Origin of the sequence: Tautonia sp. JC769, assembly GCF_040717455.1 — a bacterium.
In the GTDB taxonomy this organism is placed as follows: Bacteria; Planctomycetota; Planctomycetia; order Isosphaerales; family Isosphaeraceae; genus Tautonia.
Genome location: NZ_JBFEFH010000006.1, coordinates 29,920 through 44,323, shown reverse-complemented (window position 1 = coordinate 44,323; position 14,404 = coordinate 29,920). Strand labels below are relative to the sequence as shown.

Here is a 14,404-nt window from a genome sequence, read left to right as displayed (position 1 = left end):
GATCGGGGTTCCGAACCCCTTTTGCCGCGTTAATTCCCCGTGAACCCCTGCCGCTCCATGTCGTTGCGGCCCGGCAAGCGCGGCTTCGGCCGTTCGGGTTCCTCCTCCACCTTCTCCTTCGGCGGCTTGACCGCGCCGATCCGGAAGCCCGAATCGGGCCGGAAGAAGATGCCCGAACCCGGATCGAGCAATTCGCTCTCCTCCGTCTTCGTGTTGTAGCGCAACGCCCGGGCGGTCGTCCGGCTGGTCGGCTGCCCGAACGACCCCTGGCTGGCGATCGTCACCGGGGCCGAGGCGCTCCCCCTCACGAAGAAGTTCGCCGTGTTCGAGTCATACGTAATCGTGTCGCCCAGCAGGGTCTTGCCGTCGGCCCTCGCCTGCGCCGCCCCGAACGCCTTCAGGAAATTCCGATCCGGAATCCCCGGCACCGCCGGGTTGTGCTCGACGTAGATCGTGTCCCCTTCGAGCATCACCGCGTCTGCCGGCGGCCGATCGAACTCCAGGTCGTCCTGATACTGCTTGACCCCGGCCCGGATCACCCGGGCATCCCCGCGGAACGAGGCCACCCGGTACCCGCCGCCCGCCGACCCGAGCTGCCCCTCGACCCCGTCGCTGAATTCGATCTTCGTCTTCGTCAGGGTCAACGGCCGGTTCGCCGCGGCGGGATTCCGCCCGTCTTGCGCACCGGTCGGGATCAAGCGTCGCGCCGGGTCGGTCCCCCCCGACGGCCCGCCTTCGAGCGTCGCCACCGACACGCTCCCGGCCCCGTCCATCCAGAACTTGTCGGCCTGGCGGTCGAACGTGACCGACTCCCCCCTCGACTGCCGAAGCTCCCGGATCAACTCCCGGTTCTCGGCATCCCGGACCAGGTTCCACAGCTCGACCTGCCCGGTGCCGATGATCGACGCGATTTCCAGCTCCCGATCCCCCGGGCGCTCCTCGCCGCTCGGCTGCGAGCCGGGCAAGGCCCGGTCGAACGAAACCGGCCGGTCGAAGACCGCCTCCATCTCCTGCGAGGCCGACCCCGCATCCCCGTTCCTCGCCTTCACGTCACCCAGGAACAACGCCCGGGCCGGCCCCGGCGAGCCGTCCGGTTCGGCGAACTGGCCGTGGAAGAACATCGCCTCCTGCCAGGTCACGATGAGCGGCTCGCGGTTCTTCGCCGGGGCCTCGTCCTGATTGTCCGACGCCAGCTCCAGCCGCCCCATGTTCGACCGTTCCGACAGGTTCCAGAGCCGACCCGGCCCCTGGATGAAGGCGTAGTCGTGCGACTGGTCGACCCCCACCACCACCTTGCCGTCGGCCTTCGGATCGGGGAACCCCTGGATGAACATGTCGTCCGAGGCGATCGTCACCGGCCTGGCCTCGCCGTGCGCGAACAGCTTCATGCGCCCCGGCCCGACGTTCTGCAGGTCGATCCCGTAATCGGCGTCGACGTGGAAGCCGGCATTCTTGCCGGGCGCCGGGTCCTGGTGGATCACCACGTTATTCCGGAACCGCGCCTCACGTACCTCCCGCGTGCCGCCCGAGCCCCCCGTCAGGTCGATCCCCGGGCCATTCCCCGTCACCTCGATCCGGGCCCAGACCATGTCCGCCTCGGCCGAGAACGGCGGCGACGGCGGCTCCGCATTCGCCGAGGGTGTCCCCTCCGGCCGATCGGCCACCGCCGGCCCGGCCGGTCCCTCGGCCGCCGCGTCAGGCCCCGCGGCCTCGACCACCTGCGAGGTCAACCGCACGGTCGGCCCCCCTCGATCGGCCCCACCGGCCATCACATCCGTGGCGGGCATCACCTCGTCGAGGTAGGTGAACACGACGTCCAGCTTCTCCCGGGCGTTCAGCTCGCGCCTCGGCTTGCGATCCCCGGCCACGACCATCCCGGCCGGCCCGTCGGTCCCCTCGGGAGTGACCAGGTGCACGTCGCCCACCGCCGAGATCCACTCCATCTGATATGAACGGCCCCCCGGCTCCTCGCCCGATCCTTCCGCCGGCGCCGGCCCCGCCTCCTGAGGCTTCAGGCTCACCACCACCTTCTCGCGGGCGGCCAGGGTCAACTGCCTCGGGTCGTTCAGGACGGGCCAGCCTTGCAGCGTGATGAACGTCCTCGGCGTCTCGTCCTGCGCGTTGACCGCGGCCAGCGAGGTCTCGATCACCATCTCGTCCCGCGCCGTGGCCGATCGCTCGACCGGCCCGTCGCGCCTCGTCCGCATCTCCAGCAAGACCGGCCCCCGGGTGATGACCGTCGATCGCCCCTGCTTCTCCGGGTCGCCGTGCAACGTCGCGTCGGCCGCCAGCACCGTCACGAACGAGGTCGGATTCCCCTGCTCGTCCACCTCCATCCGCTCGAACTCGATCTGCTGGCCCGGGTCGGCGCGGAAGTACGACACCTCCGGCACGTCGTTCCCCGGCTTCCGGTAGATCAGCTCGTTCCCCCGGCATCGCAGGCGTTCCGACTGCGACTCCAGCCAGACGACGTGCCCATCGACCCGCGCCTCGAGCAGGCGCAAGGCCCCCGAGCCTCCAGCGTCGACCGCCGCCGCCTCGCCCTCGGGGCCCTCAACCGGCCCCGCCGACGCGGGAGAGTCTCCCGGGACGAGGATCGCATAGAGGTGGTCGCCGGTGATCCGGTCCGGCTGGTCGGCCCCGCGCTCGATGACCACGTTCGTCGAGAACTCGGCGATCGTCGGCGCCGGAGGGGCGGGCGGCCCGACCGGGGCCGGCATCCTCGGCTTCGGCAACTGCAACCGCATCGACCCGCTGCTCAGCTTGCCCGGGGTCCTCGGCGCCTCGACCGCGTCGGCCGCCGCCACCTGCTGCTCGGGCGTGGCGTTGCCCGGCACGAATCCGGAGCTGCCGATGTCCTCCGACGTGATCTCGACCCCCTGGTTCAGCGTCACCACCTCGGCGCCGGGGAAGCCGCCCCCCCCGTCACCGGGCCGCAGCGAGATCACCAGCCCCTTGCCCCGCACCGTCACGTCGCCGTCGACCAGTTGCACCCGGTCGTCGCAGCGCAACTGCATCTGCTTCTCGAAGTATTCGACGTAGGGGACCGTCACCACCATGTCGTCCTGCGGCTCGGGGCTCCCCTTGTCGTCGAGGATCAGGACGTGCTCGTCAATCCCCTCGATCTTCGCGTGGACAACGTTCGGCTTCGGCCCGCCCCCGATGAAGGTGAACGGCTGGTCGAAGTCGATCACCGCCCGGTCGCCCGTCAGGACCTTCGTGCTGCCGTCCTTGTTCGAGCTCCAGATCACGGCGAACGGCGAGAGCACGATCCGCTTGCGGTCCTGGTCGTCCGGGAATTCGAGCGAGCTCCAGTACATCCAGTAGCCGCGCTCATTGTTGTAATACTTGGTCACGTCGCTGACGTTGCCGCTCGTCCAGTGGTGCTCGCCGAAGCTCCGCAGCGCCAGCTCCGTCGCCTGCTGCGCGCCGAGCGACATCGACGGCCGCAAGTCCAGCCGCGTCCGCTGCGCCGGCGATTGGGGCCGGACCCGCGCGGAGACGACCGCGAACCCGTGCTCGTAGCCGAAGTATCCGGCCAGCAGCAGGGCAAACGTGATCAGCGTTCGAACGATTCGGGTCATGACGTCGGTCCGCATCCGGTCTGCAATGCCGCGCTCCGGCCCTCGGTCGTGCCGACGCGGACCCATGACTCACGCCAATCGGGCCGCGAACGCCGTCGCGCCTCCGGTCCGCACCCCGGATCGGGGCCCGGGGATCGGGTCTGAAGCAAGGGCGGCTCCGACATGCGGCGGCCTCACGGTTCGAGGTCGTCGGCCTCCAGGCCGATCAGGTCGGTGATGTCCACCAGTCCCACCAGCCGACGATCCGCATCGACGACCGGCAACTCGCTCAACTTCCGCGACCGCAGCAGCTCGACCGCCTCGGCGATCGTCGCGTCGACCGGCACGACCACCGGGTCGGCCGTCATCACCGCGCCGATCGTCCGGTCGAGCCACGCCTCGCGCCTCAGCTCGAACAGCCGGGCCAGGTCGCTGTCGGTGAAGATGCCGAGCAGTCGCCCCGCCTCGTCGTCCACCACCAGCACCGCTCCGCTCCGCCTCCGGGCGCCGCCGAGCCGCACGAAGACCTCCCGGACCGTCTCGCCCGGGTGTGCCCTCCGCACGTGCGGCCCGGTCCTCATCAGGTCGGCCACCCGGCCCAGCTTCCTCCCCAGGCTTCCGCCGGGGTGGTAGCGGAGGAAATCCTCGGGCCCGAACGCCCGCATCCGGCTGACCAGGAGTGCCAGTGCGTCGCCGACGGCCATCATCGCGGTCGTGCTGGCCGAGGGGGCCAGGCCCAGCGGGCAGGCCTCGGCGATCGGCCCGAGCGTGATGCACAGGTCGGCCCCGCGTCCCAGCGAGCTGGTCGGGCTCGCGGTCAGGGCGATCAAGCCCGCGCCGAGCTGCCGGATCGACGGAATTAACCGCGTGACCTCCTCCGTCTCGCCGCTCTGCGAGAGCGCGAGCACCAGGTCACCGGCCCGAATCCTCCCGAGGTCCCCGTGCACGGCGTCTCCGGGATGCAGCGGGAATGCCGTCGTCCCGGTCGACGCCAGCGTGGCCGCGAGCTTCTGGCCGACCAGCCCGGCCTTGCCCATGCCCGTCACCACCACGTTCCCGGCGCACCGGAAGACGCGATCGGCCGCCTCGACGAGCGTCTCGTCGAGCTGCTCGCTCACCCGGTCGATCGCCTCGGATTCGAGGCGCAGGATCTCCCGGGCGAAGCCCAGGGCATCGCCGGCAGCGGCGGCCGGCGGGTTCGCGCTTGCGGTCGCGTTCGCGTCGAGGACGGTGGCCATCCGGTGCCTCCTTGCACGCCGATGGACCGGAGAAGTGATCGAGGTCCCCGGCTCCGGGCTCACCTCGGGATCGTCGGTTCGCCATCGGCCTGTCGGATCGGGATCGGCACCATAGCCCATCACCCTACCCCCGTCAACGCGACTCGGTCAGTCCTCCCATCCCCTCGTGTTGCATCGACCCGCGCCCCTCTTCAACTTGCGTCCCTTCCGCGCAACCGCATCGCCGCCGGGGGCGTTCCCCCGGAACGTCCTCGCTCATCGAGCCCTTCGGAGACTGCTCGGCCCCCAGATTGCCCGGATGAGCCGCCCCGCCCCCCGACCCGGTTCCCCGTCACCTCGACGCCTCAGCCACCGCGCCGGGTCGGCCACATCGGATTGTCCCGGTTCAGCCGGGTCTCCGAGAATGCCAGCCAGCTCGCCCCGTCATCCTCCGAGACCTGCGAGACCATCGACACCGATCCCCGGGAGTTCGGCTCCAGCACCACCTTCAGCGGCTGCACCCGGCCGCTCCGATGGATCAGGGTGCCGCTCAGGACCAGGGAGGCCCCCTCGCGCCGGCCGCGCAACCGCTGAATCCGCCCCTGGTTATCGACCCGATCGAGGCACCAGAGGCCGTCGGTCGGATCGAGGTAGAGCATCCCCCGCCCCGAATTCCCGGTGTATTCGCTCCACTGCTCCTGGTAGACGTGCCCCCCCTCGACGCGCTGGATGCTCAGGTGCCCGCGCGGCCTGCCGCTGTTCGGATCCTGGATGACCCAGTACCCCGTCAGGAAATCCAGCTCCCCCTCGCCCTCGGGCGGCGGACCCATCCGGTTGAGCAACCGGACGAACCGATCCAGGCCCCGGAGCGACTCCAGGTCCCCTTCCTGCTCGCTCCACGAGCGATCGCGGTAGCCGAACCGCACCGCCTCCTCCAGCGACGCCAGGGCTTCGTCGGCCCGGCCCAGGCGGGCCAGCGCGCAGCCGAGCTTGAACAGGGACGTGGTGCGGTTCTCCTCGAACCCGGCCGCCCGCTCATGCAGGTCCAGGGCCTCCTCGAAGCGCCCCAGTTCGTGCGTCGCATAGGCCAATCGGGCCCAGGCCTGGCCGTCGCCGGGCTTCTCGTGGACGATCGACCGGTAGAGCGAGGCGGCTCGTTCGTAATCGCCCTGGTAGAACGCCTGCTCAGCCTGCCTCTCCAGGTCGTCGGCCGTGGCGATCAGCGTGGGATCGGCCCCCGCCGGGCGCTCCAGGCCGGTCGGGTCGATCCCCGCCTGCGAACTCAGGAGCCACCAGGCCGCCACGCCCCCGACCACCCCGATCGTCATCACGAGAAATCGCATGGCCCCTCCGATCCTCCCGGTCTTCCCGGTCTCGATGTCCGAACCGGCACGACCGCCAGGGGACGCCCCCCGGCGACGGGCCGGCGGACGGCCCTAGTCCCCCCGACGCCCCGCCAGATAGGCGAGCAAATCCCGGAGATCCTGCTGCCCCAACGCTCCCGCCAGGCCGACCGGCATGATCGAGGTCGAGACCGGCCGGATCTCCTCGATCTCGGCCCGGTCCAACGCCGCTTCCTCCGCGTCGGCCCCGACGACGAGGATCCGGCCCACCCCTTCGGCCCGGACCACCCCCACTAGCACCCGGCCGTCCCGCATCGCCACGGTGTACGGCAGATACTCCGGCGCGATCACCGCGCTCGGAGCCTCGATCTCCCGGTAGAGCTCCGCCGTCGAGTGCCTCGTGCCGATGTCCGACAGGTCCGGCCCCACCTGCCCGCCCCGATCCCCGATCCGGTGGCAGTCGGCGCACTTCCCCTGCTCGCCGAAGAAGACCGTTTCCCCCCGGGTCGCGTCCCCGCCCGCCAGTTCCCCGGGCAGTTCGGGCAGCTCGGCCGGGGCCTCGATCGGCGCCGGCGCCCAGGGGAGAATCTGATCCGACTGCCCGATCGGCCTGGGCCCGTCGTCTCCCTCGCCTTGAATCGAGACGGTCAGCTCCGGGAGCCTCCCGTCCCACTCCGGGCCGGTCGGCACGACCAGGTACAGCTCGACCGGCTCGCCGAACGGCTCGACCACCCCTTCGGCCAGGTGGTTTGCATCCACGTCGAGCGGCACGTACATCAGCTCGGCCTCGAACGGCCGCTCGGCCTGGATCCGGACGGTCGATCCCCCCTCGGGCACCGCCAGCAGGGTCCGCAAGGTGAGCGACCCCTCCTGCCCCATCCGGTCGAATGCCTCTTGATGCTCGACCGACGCCCGCAGGCGATCGCGGCTGGCCGGCAGGTCCAGCCCCGGCAGCCACCCGGCCCACTCAGCCTCATTCCCGTCCCCGCCCGTTTTCGTCCAGAGGGCCTCGACCCCGGTCAGGTCGTACGAGATCGAGCCCAGGCCGCCCGGCAACTCCGCCCGGTAGACCGCCTCGGCCGGATGCGGATCGGTCAGCAGGATCAGGGTACGCCCCTCGTCCGCCAGAGAGACGCCGGCGATCCGGACCCGGCCCAGCGGATCATCCCCGGCCGCCGCCGCCTCCCGATCGCCCGATCGGTACGAAATCAGCCGCCCCTCGATCGCCGATCGCGAGGACTCGTCCACCGGCTCCGGCGACGCGACCCGCACTTCCAGCGGCCCGGCCGGCCAGGCAATCGGCCCCGAGGTGGCCGGCGGCGCCTCGGTCTGCGGGCCGGAGGCCACACACAACATCAACAGGGCGGCAAGCGAGGACAAGGACATGAAGGGTCGTCTCGGTCGAGGTTCGTGAAGGGTTGGTGTCTGAATTTTCAAGGTTTCATTATCATAGCCTCGCGGCAATCGGGCCGGCAATCAGGCCCTCCGGCGGCCTTTTACCCCGCCGATCGTACACCCCCGGCATCGAGTTCTTCGGATGGATGAGCCTCCCCTTGAGCCTTTCGACATCGACGAGGCCTTCCGACGCCTCCGAGCCGCCGTCGCCCCGTTCCCGAAGGCCGCCATGTTCGACCTCCGCGAGCAAGGCTACGACTCCCCCTTCGAGCAGCTCGTCGGCGCCCTGATCTCCGTCCGGACCCGCGACGAGACGACCCTCGCCGCCTGCCTCCGCCTCTTCCCCGAGGCCCGTACCCCCGAACAATTGCTCGCGCTCGACGAGCCCCGCCTCGTCTCCCTGCTCCAGGGGGTCGGCTTCCGCGAGGTCAAGGCCCGCGACCTGAAGGAGATCGCCCGCCGCATCCTCGACGAGCACGGCGGCCGGGTCCCCGACACCCTCGACGGCCTGACCGCCTTCCGCGGCGTCGGCCCGAAGATCGCCGCCCTGACCCTCGCCACCGGCTTCGGCCGGCCGGCCATCTGCGTCGACATCCATGTGCATCGCATCACGAATCGCTGGGGTTATGTCTCCACCAGGACCCCGGAGAAGACCGCCGAGGCCCTCGCCGAGGTCCTGCCCGAACGCTACTGGATCGAGATCAACGAGCGCCTCGTCCCCTTCGGCAAGTTCATCTGCACCGCGGGCCGGCCGAGGTGCTCGACCTGCCCGCTCCGCCCGATGTGCCGCCGGGTCGGGGTCGAGGCGTCCCGCTAATCCCGCGTCTCGGCGTCAGGCAATTCAGCCCTGATGCACCCGCACGCCCGCCTCGCCCAACTGGGCCACCTGCTCCTCGGGCACGTCCAACCCGCCCAGATACAGCTCCAGATACGGCGCGAATCGCTTCGCCCCCTCCGCGTCCGCCTTCGCCCAGCCGACCAGCGGCTCCAGGCTCTCGATCGGGTTCCCCTCCAGGAACAACATCCTCACATCCGTTTGCGAGGTCAACGGCGCGAGATCCTTGATCTGATTGTCCCTCAGATCGAGGGTCGAGATCCGCGTCACCTTCTCCAGCGGCGACAGATCCTCAATTTCGTTCCCGTCCAGGTACAACGACGACAGCCTCGTCAGCTCGGCCAGCGCCCCGATGTCCGCGATCGCATTCTCCGAGAGATAAAGCGACCGCAGGTTCACCAGGCCCGCAAGCGCCTCGATCGACTCGACCGCGTTGCCGCTCAGCTCCAGGTACTGGAGCTTCTCCAGCCCCTTGAGCGGCTCGACCGAGCTGATCTCGTTCCCCGACAGGTCGAGCGATTGCAGATTCTCGAGGCCGCTCAGCGGGGCGATGTCCTTCACCGCGTTGTCTTTCAGGTTGATCAACGCCAGGTTCGGGCACCGATCCAGGCCGGCCAGGTCGGCGATCTCGCGGCCGGGGGCCTCCAGGATGTACAAGTTGCGCAGGGTTTCGTCGGTCAGCTCGGCGTCGGCCCCCTGCTTCAGGGCCTTGCGGACGGCGGCCTCCAGGTTCGCATCGGGAAACGGCCCCTCGGCATCGGCGCGTTCGGCGACGGCCAGAGACAGGGTCAAGGCGGCCATCAGCGGCGCGAGGACGGTCGCGGCGCATCGGCTCATGGTGGTGGTCCTCCGAAGTCGGTCGTCTCGGTCCGGCGCGATCGCGCTCGATCGCCGACCGCCGGGGCGGCCGATCATCCCACCCGGATGACCCCGACCCCCCGGATACGTTCTAGGCTGCCGTCGATTCTCGCCCCGATCAAGGGGCCGTCGCCGTGATTCTCTCGGCCGATCGGTTACACTAAGACGCGCCCGAACCGTCGCGATCCCTCCCCCTCGATCCTCCCGAGGTCGTGCCATGACGCGTCCCGCCCCCGAGCCGATCGACCCCGGTCGCCTGCCCGAGCTGGCCCAGGCGGTCATGCTCGCCGCGAAGTTCCCCATGCTCGCCACCATCGACGGCGACCAGCCCCGCGTCCGGCCCGTCTCCCCGGTCCGGACCGACGGCTTCACCGTCTACGTCGCCAACCTCCGCGGCTATCACAAGACCGACGAGATCGCCGCCAACCCCCGCGTCGAGCTCTGCTACCTCGACCCCACCCACGACCAGATCCGCATCACCGGCCTGGCCGAGGTCCTCGACGACCGCCCGATGCTCGAACAGATCTGGGCCGAGAACCCCCTGCTCCGCAACTACCTCGGCTCGATCGACAACCCCAACCTCATCATCTACCGCATCCGGCCCGACCGCGTCCGCTTCATGCGCGAGTGGGCGCTCGACTACCACGAGGTCCCCCTCGCCGACGCCTGATCCCGCCCATCACCCTCACGAGAATTCCCAAGCCCCATGCCCCTGCTCGGCCTGATTTCCGACGTCCACGGCGACCCCATCGCCCTCGAACTGGCCTGGGCGCACCTCACGGTCCTGGGGGCCGAGTCGATCGTCTGCGCCGGCGACCTGGTCGGCTACGGCCCCTTCCCCGACCGCGTCGTCGCCTTCCTCCACGACCGCCAGATCCCCTGCGTCCGGGGCAATCACGACCGCTGGGCCGTCGAGCGCCCCCCCCACGAACCCGACGAATTCGGCGGCGGCACCCCCTCCCCCGAGTCCCGCGCTTTGCTCGAGCGCCTGGAGCCGAGCCTCGTCCTCGAACGCGCCGGGCGGATCATCGTCGTCGTCCACGGTTCACCCCGCGGCGACATGGACTTCATCACCCCGACCACCCACCCGCCGTACGTCCTCGACGGCTACCTCGCATCGCTCGATGCCGACGTGCTCATCCACGGGCATACCCACCGCCCGATGCTCTACCGCACCCCCCGCGGCCTGATCGTCAACCCCGGCTCGCTCGTCTCGATGCCCGTGGTCAAGACCTCCCGCACGTTCGCCCTGCTCGACCTCGACACCCTCGACGTCCAGTTCTTCGACGTCGAATCCGCCGATCCCGTCCCCATCGACCCCTGGCCCGGCTCCGACGCCCCGCCCCCCCCTCCCCCTCGCTTCTCCCCGTAACCGGCCCCGGCTCGCCAACCCTCGGGTGCCCGCGGTTGCTTTCCCAACCGGGACGGCTCAGCCGTACGAGGCTACGGCTACGCAGGGTGCCCCCGGTTGCTCCCCAACCGGGGCGGCGCAGCCGCGAGAGGCCCCACGAGGCGCCCGCGACCCCGATCGGCCCGAACATCCCGGCCGAGCCTGCCCGTCTGGCAAACCCCTCGCCGCGTCCCGGTCGACTCCCGGGCCCGCCCCACTGACCTTACTGCACCACCTTCAACGCCGACTCCGGCAGCAGTTGCCGCAGCGTCTTGGGCAAGGGGAAGGTCACGTCCTCGTCCCGGATCGTCTCCTCGGTCATCGTCGCGCCGTAGCGGTCCTGCAAATGACTGATGCACCCCTGCACCACGTCCTCCGGAGCGCTGGCCCCGGCGGTGATGAGCACCGTCTCGACCCCCTCGAACCACTCGTCCCGGATCTCGGCCGCGCCGTCGATCAAATGCCCGGGCACGCCCATCGTGGTCGAGATCTCCGCCAGCCTCATGCTGTTCGAGCTGTTCTGGCTGCCGAGCACCAGCACCAGATCCGCCTTCGAGGCCAGCTTCCGCACCGCGTCCTGCCGGTTCTGGGTCGCGTAGCAGATGTCGTCCTTCGGCGGGTTGGCGATCTGGGGGAACTTCTGCCGCAGGGCGTGGATGATCACGTTCGCGTCATCGACACTCAGCGTCGTCTGCGTCAGATATGCGATCTTCTCCGGGTTGATGTCGAGCCGCTCCACGTCCTCGACCGACTCGACCAGGATCATCTGCTCCGGGGCCTCCCCCATCGTGCCGATGACCTCGTCGTGCCCCTCGTGGCCGATGAGGACGATCGTGAATCCCTGCTTCGCGTACTTCACCGCCTCCAGGTGCACCTTCGTCACCAGCGGGCAGGTCGCGTCGATCGCCCGCAGGTTCCTCGACTGCGCCTCCTGGCGAATCTGCGGCGAGACCCCGTGCGCGCTGTACAAGACCGGCGACCCTTCGGGCACCTCCGCCAGGGTCTCCACGAACACCACGCCCCGCCCCTTGAACCGCTCCACCACGTGCTTGTTGTGCACAATTTCGTGATAGACGTACAACGGCGTCCCGAACAGATCCAGGGCCCGCTCCAGGCTCTCGATCGCCATGTTCACGCCCGCGCAAAACCCGCGGGGATTGGCCAGGATGATCTTCATCGCGGCGCGTACCTCTCTCGCTCAGGTCCGGAAAAGCTCCGCCTTTACTCTATGCCGAACCCCCCCCTCCTGGGAACCCCACCGCCCCCCCAGCGAATCAAAGGGGAGGGACCTCGCGCAGAGCCGCGGAGGCCCGGAGAAGCAAAGGAGAGTAAGGCATCTGGCCCCCCCTCCTCTCCCCTCTCCTCCGCGGCTCTGCGCGAGGTCCCTCACCTCCTCCGAATTCCCTGACCGCCCGACCCCCTCAATCCTTCTCCACCCTGATCGACCCGTTCCCCGTCCTGATCTCCACCTCCGCCTTGCCCGACTCGCCCGGCTCGTACCCGACCGGGATCACCCCCGCCTGGCTCCTCACCGCTCCCGTCGGGAAGTCCGAAACCACCCGCCCGTTCCCCGACGTCGCATCCACCACCAGTTCTTGTGATTCCGGAAGCTCCAGGTTCACCGACCCGTTCCCCGTCCGGAACCGCGAGATCCCTTCCGCCAGCGACCCCTCGAACTCGATCGACCCGTTCAAGGTGCTCGCCAACACCAGAGAATCCCTGGCATCGACCTCGATCGAGCCGTTCTTCGAGTCGAGCACCAACGGACCCGACGCCCCCTTCACCTCGATCTTCCCCAGGCCCGACCGCGCCGCGACCGACCCTTGCACGTCCGTCACCAGGATCCTGCCCTTCCCCGTCACCACCCTCACCTGAGCGTCGGCCGGCACCTCCAGGCGGACCACCGCCTCCCCCGGCCCCGGCCCGTGAGCCTCCATCCCGCCGATCCGCACCGACACGCCGTCCCCGGTCGCCCGCATCACCGGCTTCAATCGCCCGAGCGACCGACCCGCCTCCATCGGCGAGACGCCCCGGCCCTCGGTCTCCACGCGGCAGCGCACCTCCCAGTCCGACCCGCGCAGGACCCGGACCGACCCCTGGATCGCCTCGACCTCGATCCTCGGCGCACGGTCCACGTCGAACCGTTCCTCGTACACCTCCCGGACCGCGATCTCCTCCTCCTGTGCCGCCTTCCAGGCAATCCCCCCCGCCACCACCGCGAGGAACGCCATCAGCCCCACCGGCCATTCCTTCTTCTTCTTCTTGGCGGACTGCCCGGTGTCCTGCGGCGGCGGAGTGGTTGGCGATCCGACCGGCTCGGGAGTCTCATCCAGAAATCGGATCCCGTCCCTGAAATTCTCCGGTGTCCTGGCCATGGCCCTTTCCCCTTCCCTTTTGCGCGGGATTCGATTGCCTGCTGCATCATCTTCGGATCACGTCCGCCCGATCGCCGCCGGCCCCTTCGTCCGCCCTCGGCATTCGATCGGCTTTCAAGGATCTTCGATTCCGGGCCCCGGATATTGATCGCCAACCCCCGCCCGTTCGCCCGCCGCTCCGTGCCTATGTGCCCTGGCCGCCCTCTCCTGGCCATGCCAATCGCCCCAAATCGTCCAGCGCCCGTGGCATCAACCGATGGCCGGGGCGGACGTCCACCGTCCCCCCGTAGAATCAGCCTCCGGTCCGGCCCCTGCTCGCCTGGTGCCCCGGCCACACCCACGGACGTGGAGATGGAGCCGGGGCGCACGCCCGACCCGTCTCGGACGTGTGGCCGGGGCAAAGCGTAGCGTGCCCCGGTGTCGAGCCGGACTCAACCGGGGCACGCTACGCTATGCCGGGTGCCGGGTGCCATGCCCACGTCCTCGTGGGCATGAGTCCGCTCCCTGCCCGCCGGGTGCCGGGTGCCATGCCCACGTCCTCGTGGGTATGCGAGTGTGGGCGGGGTAGCCCGGGACCTGCCATCCCCGATCTCGCGAACGATGAGCACTCCCCGACGGGGTTTGACACAATCCCGTTCATCCCCTCGCACCCACCGCCCTATCGCCCCCCTCCTCAACCTCTTGCGTAGCCTCCCCAGGCCATCAAATCCCCGTCGTCCCTAAATTTTGTGACTAAGGCTCCCTATTTTCTTGATGTTATCGACAGGGCCTTTTCCCCCGATGCTCCCCCGCGACCCACCCTTCGACCCGCACCCGGAGTGACCCGCCATGCCCAACTCGACCGAGCTACGCGACGCCGCCAACCGCCTGAACGCCCTCCGCTCGACCGGCCCGACCAGCCCGGAAGGCAAGGACCGCTCCCGGCGCAACCGCCTCCGCCACGGCCTGGCCGCCGAGGCGGTCGTCACCGACGACGAGCGGGCCGCCCTGGCCGAATCGCTCGACGCGCTCAACGAGCTGTTCACCCCCGACCACCTCGTCGAGGCCGACCTCGTCCGCCGCACCGCCTTCGCCCGCGTCCGCCTCCGGCGCTGCGAAACCGCCCGCGAGTCCCGGCTCGACGGCGACGCCCGAGACGCCCTCCGCTCCTGGGACGAGAAGCGCCGCAAGGCCATCCGCCGCCGAGCCCAGCGCCTTGCGGCCCGCCCCGCCGCCACCGTCGACGCCCTGGAGTAATCCGCCTTCGGCTGCGACTGGCTCATCGGCCACTGGCAAGCCCTCGACGCCCCGCTCGCCGCCGGCCACACCTGGACACCCGATCAGACCGCCCGCGCCTTCCACCTCCTCGGCGCCTCGCCCGACCCGACCGCCCCAACCAACCCCTTCGCCGAGCAGCTCCGATCGCTCCTGACCCCCGGCTCGACGCCC

At 69.9% G+C, this 14,404-nt stretch carries 11 protein-coding genes; 4 read left to right on the top strand and 7 right to left on the bottom strand.

Annotated elements, in window-relative coordinates:
• Window positions 1-29: 29 nt before the first annotated feature.
• The 4 genes from AB1L88_RS08265 to AB1L88_RS08250 all read right to left on the bottom strand — a co-directional run bounded on the left by AB1L88_RS08265 (window position 30) and on the right by AB1L88_RS08250 (window position 7,509).
• Entirely contained in the window at window positions 30-3,584 is a 3,555-nt protein-coding gene (locus AB1L88_RS08265; RefSeq protein WP_367096172.1) for a hypothetical protein, read from the bottom strand.
• A 173-nt stretch (window positions 3,585-3,757) separates the two neighbouring features.
• Window positions 3,758-4,801: a KpsF/GutQ family sugar-phosphate isomerase gene (locus tag AB1L88_RS08260; protein ID WP_367096171.1), complete on the bottom strand. Its 1,044-nt coding sequence runs from the start codon at window positions 4,799-4,801 to the stop codon at window positions 3,758-3,760.
• A 344-nt stretch (window positions 4,802-5,145) separates the two neighbouring features.
• Complete coding sequence (locus AB1L88_RS08255) at window positions 5,146-6,123, bottom strand: tetratricopeptide repeat protein (protein ID WP_367096170.1); 978 nt, start codon at window positions 6,121-6,123, stop codon at window positions 5,146-5,148.
• A 93-nt stretch (window positions 6,124-6,216) separates the two neighbouring features.
• On the bottom strand, window positions 6,217-7,509 hold the full coding sequence (locus tag AB1L88_RS08250) for a hypothetical protein (RefSeq protein ID WP_367096169.1): 1,293 nt from the start codon (window positions 7,507-7,509) through the stop codon (window positions 6,217-6,219).
• Window positions 7,510-7,660: 151 nt separating this feature from the next.
• Between AB1L88_RS08250 and nth the strand changes: the two genes are divergently transcribed.
• Window positions 7,661-8,335, top strand: coding sequence for an endonuclease III (nth, locus tag AB1L88_RS08245; protein ID WP_367096168.1), 675 nt, complete (start codon window positions 7,661-7,663; stop codon window positions 8,333-8,335).
• 24 nt (window positions 8,336-8,359) lie between these two features.
• Here the strand turns inward: nth and AB1L88_RS08240 are convergent, their stop codons facing one another.
• A complete protein-coding gene (locus tag AB1L88_RS08240; RefSeq protein WP_367096167.1) occupies window positions 8,360-9,190 on the bottom strand; it encodes a leucine-rich repeat domain-containing protein in 831 nt (276 codons plus the stop codon).
• Between the two features lie 238 nt (window positions 9,191-9,428).
• Here AB1L88_RS08240 and AB1L88_RS08235 point away from each other — a divergent pair, with 238 nt between their 5' ends.
• Both AB1L88_RS08235 and AB1L88_RS08230 read left to right on the top strand, forming a co-directional pair.
• Window positions 9,429-9,881: a pyridoxamine 5'-phosphate oxidase family protein gene (locus tag AB1L88_RS08235; protein ID WP_367096166.1), complete on the top strand. Its 453-nt coding sequence runs from the start codon at window positions 9,429-9,431 to the stop codon at window positions 9,879-9,881.
• Between the two features lie 36 nt (window positions 9,882-9,917).
• Window positions 9,918-10,583, top strand: a complete 666-nt coding sequence (locus AB1L88_RS08230) for a YfcE family phosphodiesterase (protein ID WP_367096165.1) — start codon at window positions 9,918-9,920, stop codon at window positions 10,581-10,583.
• 241 nt (window positions 10,584-10,824) lie between these two features.
• Here the strand turns inward: AB1L88_RS08230 and ispH are convergent, their stop codons facing one another.
• Together ispH and AB1L88_RS08220 are read right to left on the bottom strand one after the other, a co-directional pair.
• Complete coding sequence (gene ispH / locus AB1L88_RS08225) at window positions 10,825-11,778, bottom strand: 4-hydroxy-3-methylbut-2-enyl diphosphate reductase (protein WP_367096164.1); 954 nt, start codon at window positions 11,776-11,778, stop codon at window positions 10,825-10,827.
• A gap of 244 nt (window positions 11,779-12,022) precedes the next feature.
• A complete protein-coding gene (locus AB1L88_RS08220; RefSeq protein WP_367096163.1) occupies window positions 12,023-12,976 on the bottom strand; it encodes a hypothetical protein in 954 nt (317 codons plus the stop codon).
• A gap of 828 nt (window positions 12,977-13,804) precedes the next feature.
• On the opposite strand from AB1L88_RS08220, the gene AB1L88_RS08215 reads away from it, so the two are divergent.
• A complete protein-coding gene (locus AB1L88_RS08215; protein WP_367096162.1) occupies window positions 13,805-14,212 on the top strand; it encodes a hypothetical protein in 408 nt (135 codons plus the stop codon).
• Window positions 14,213-14,404 lie beyond the last annotated feature (192 nt).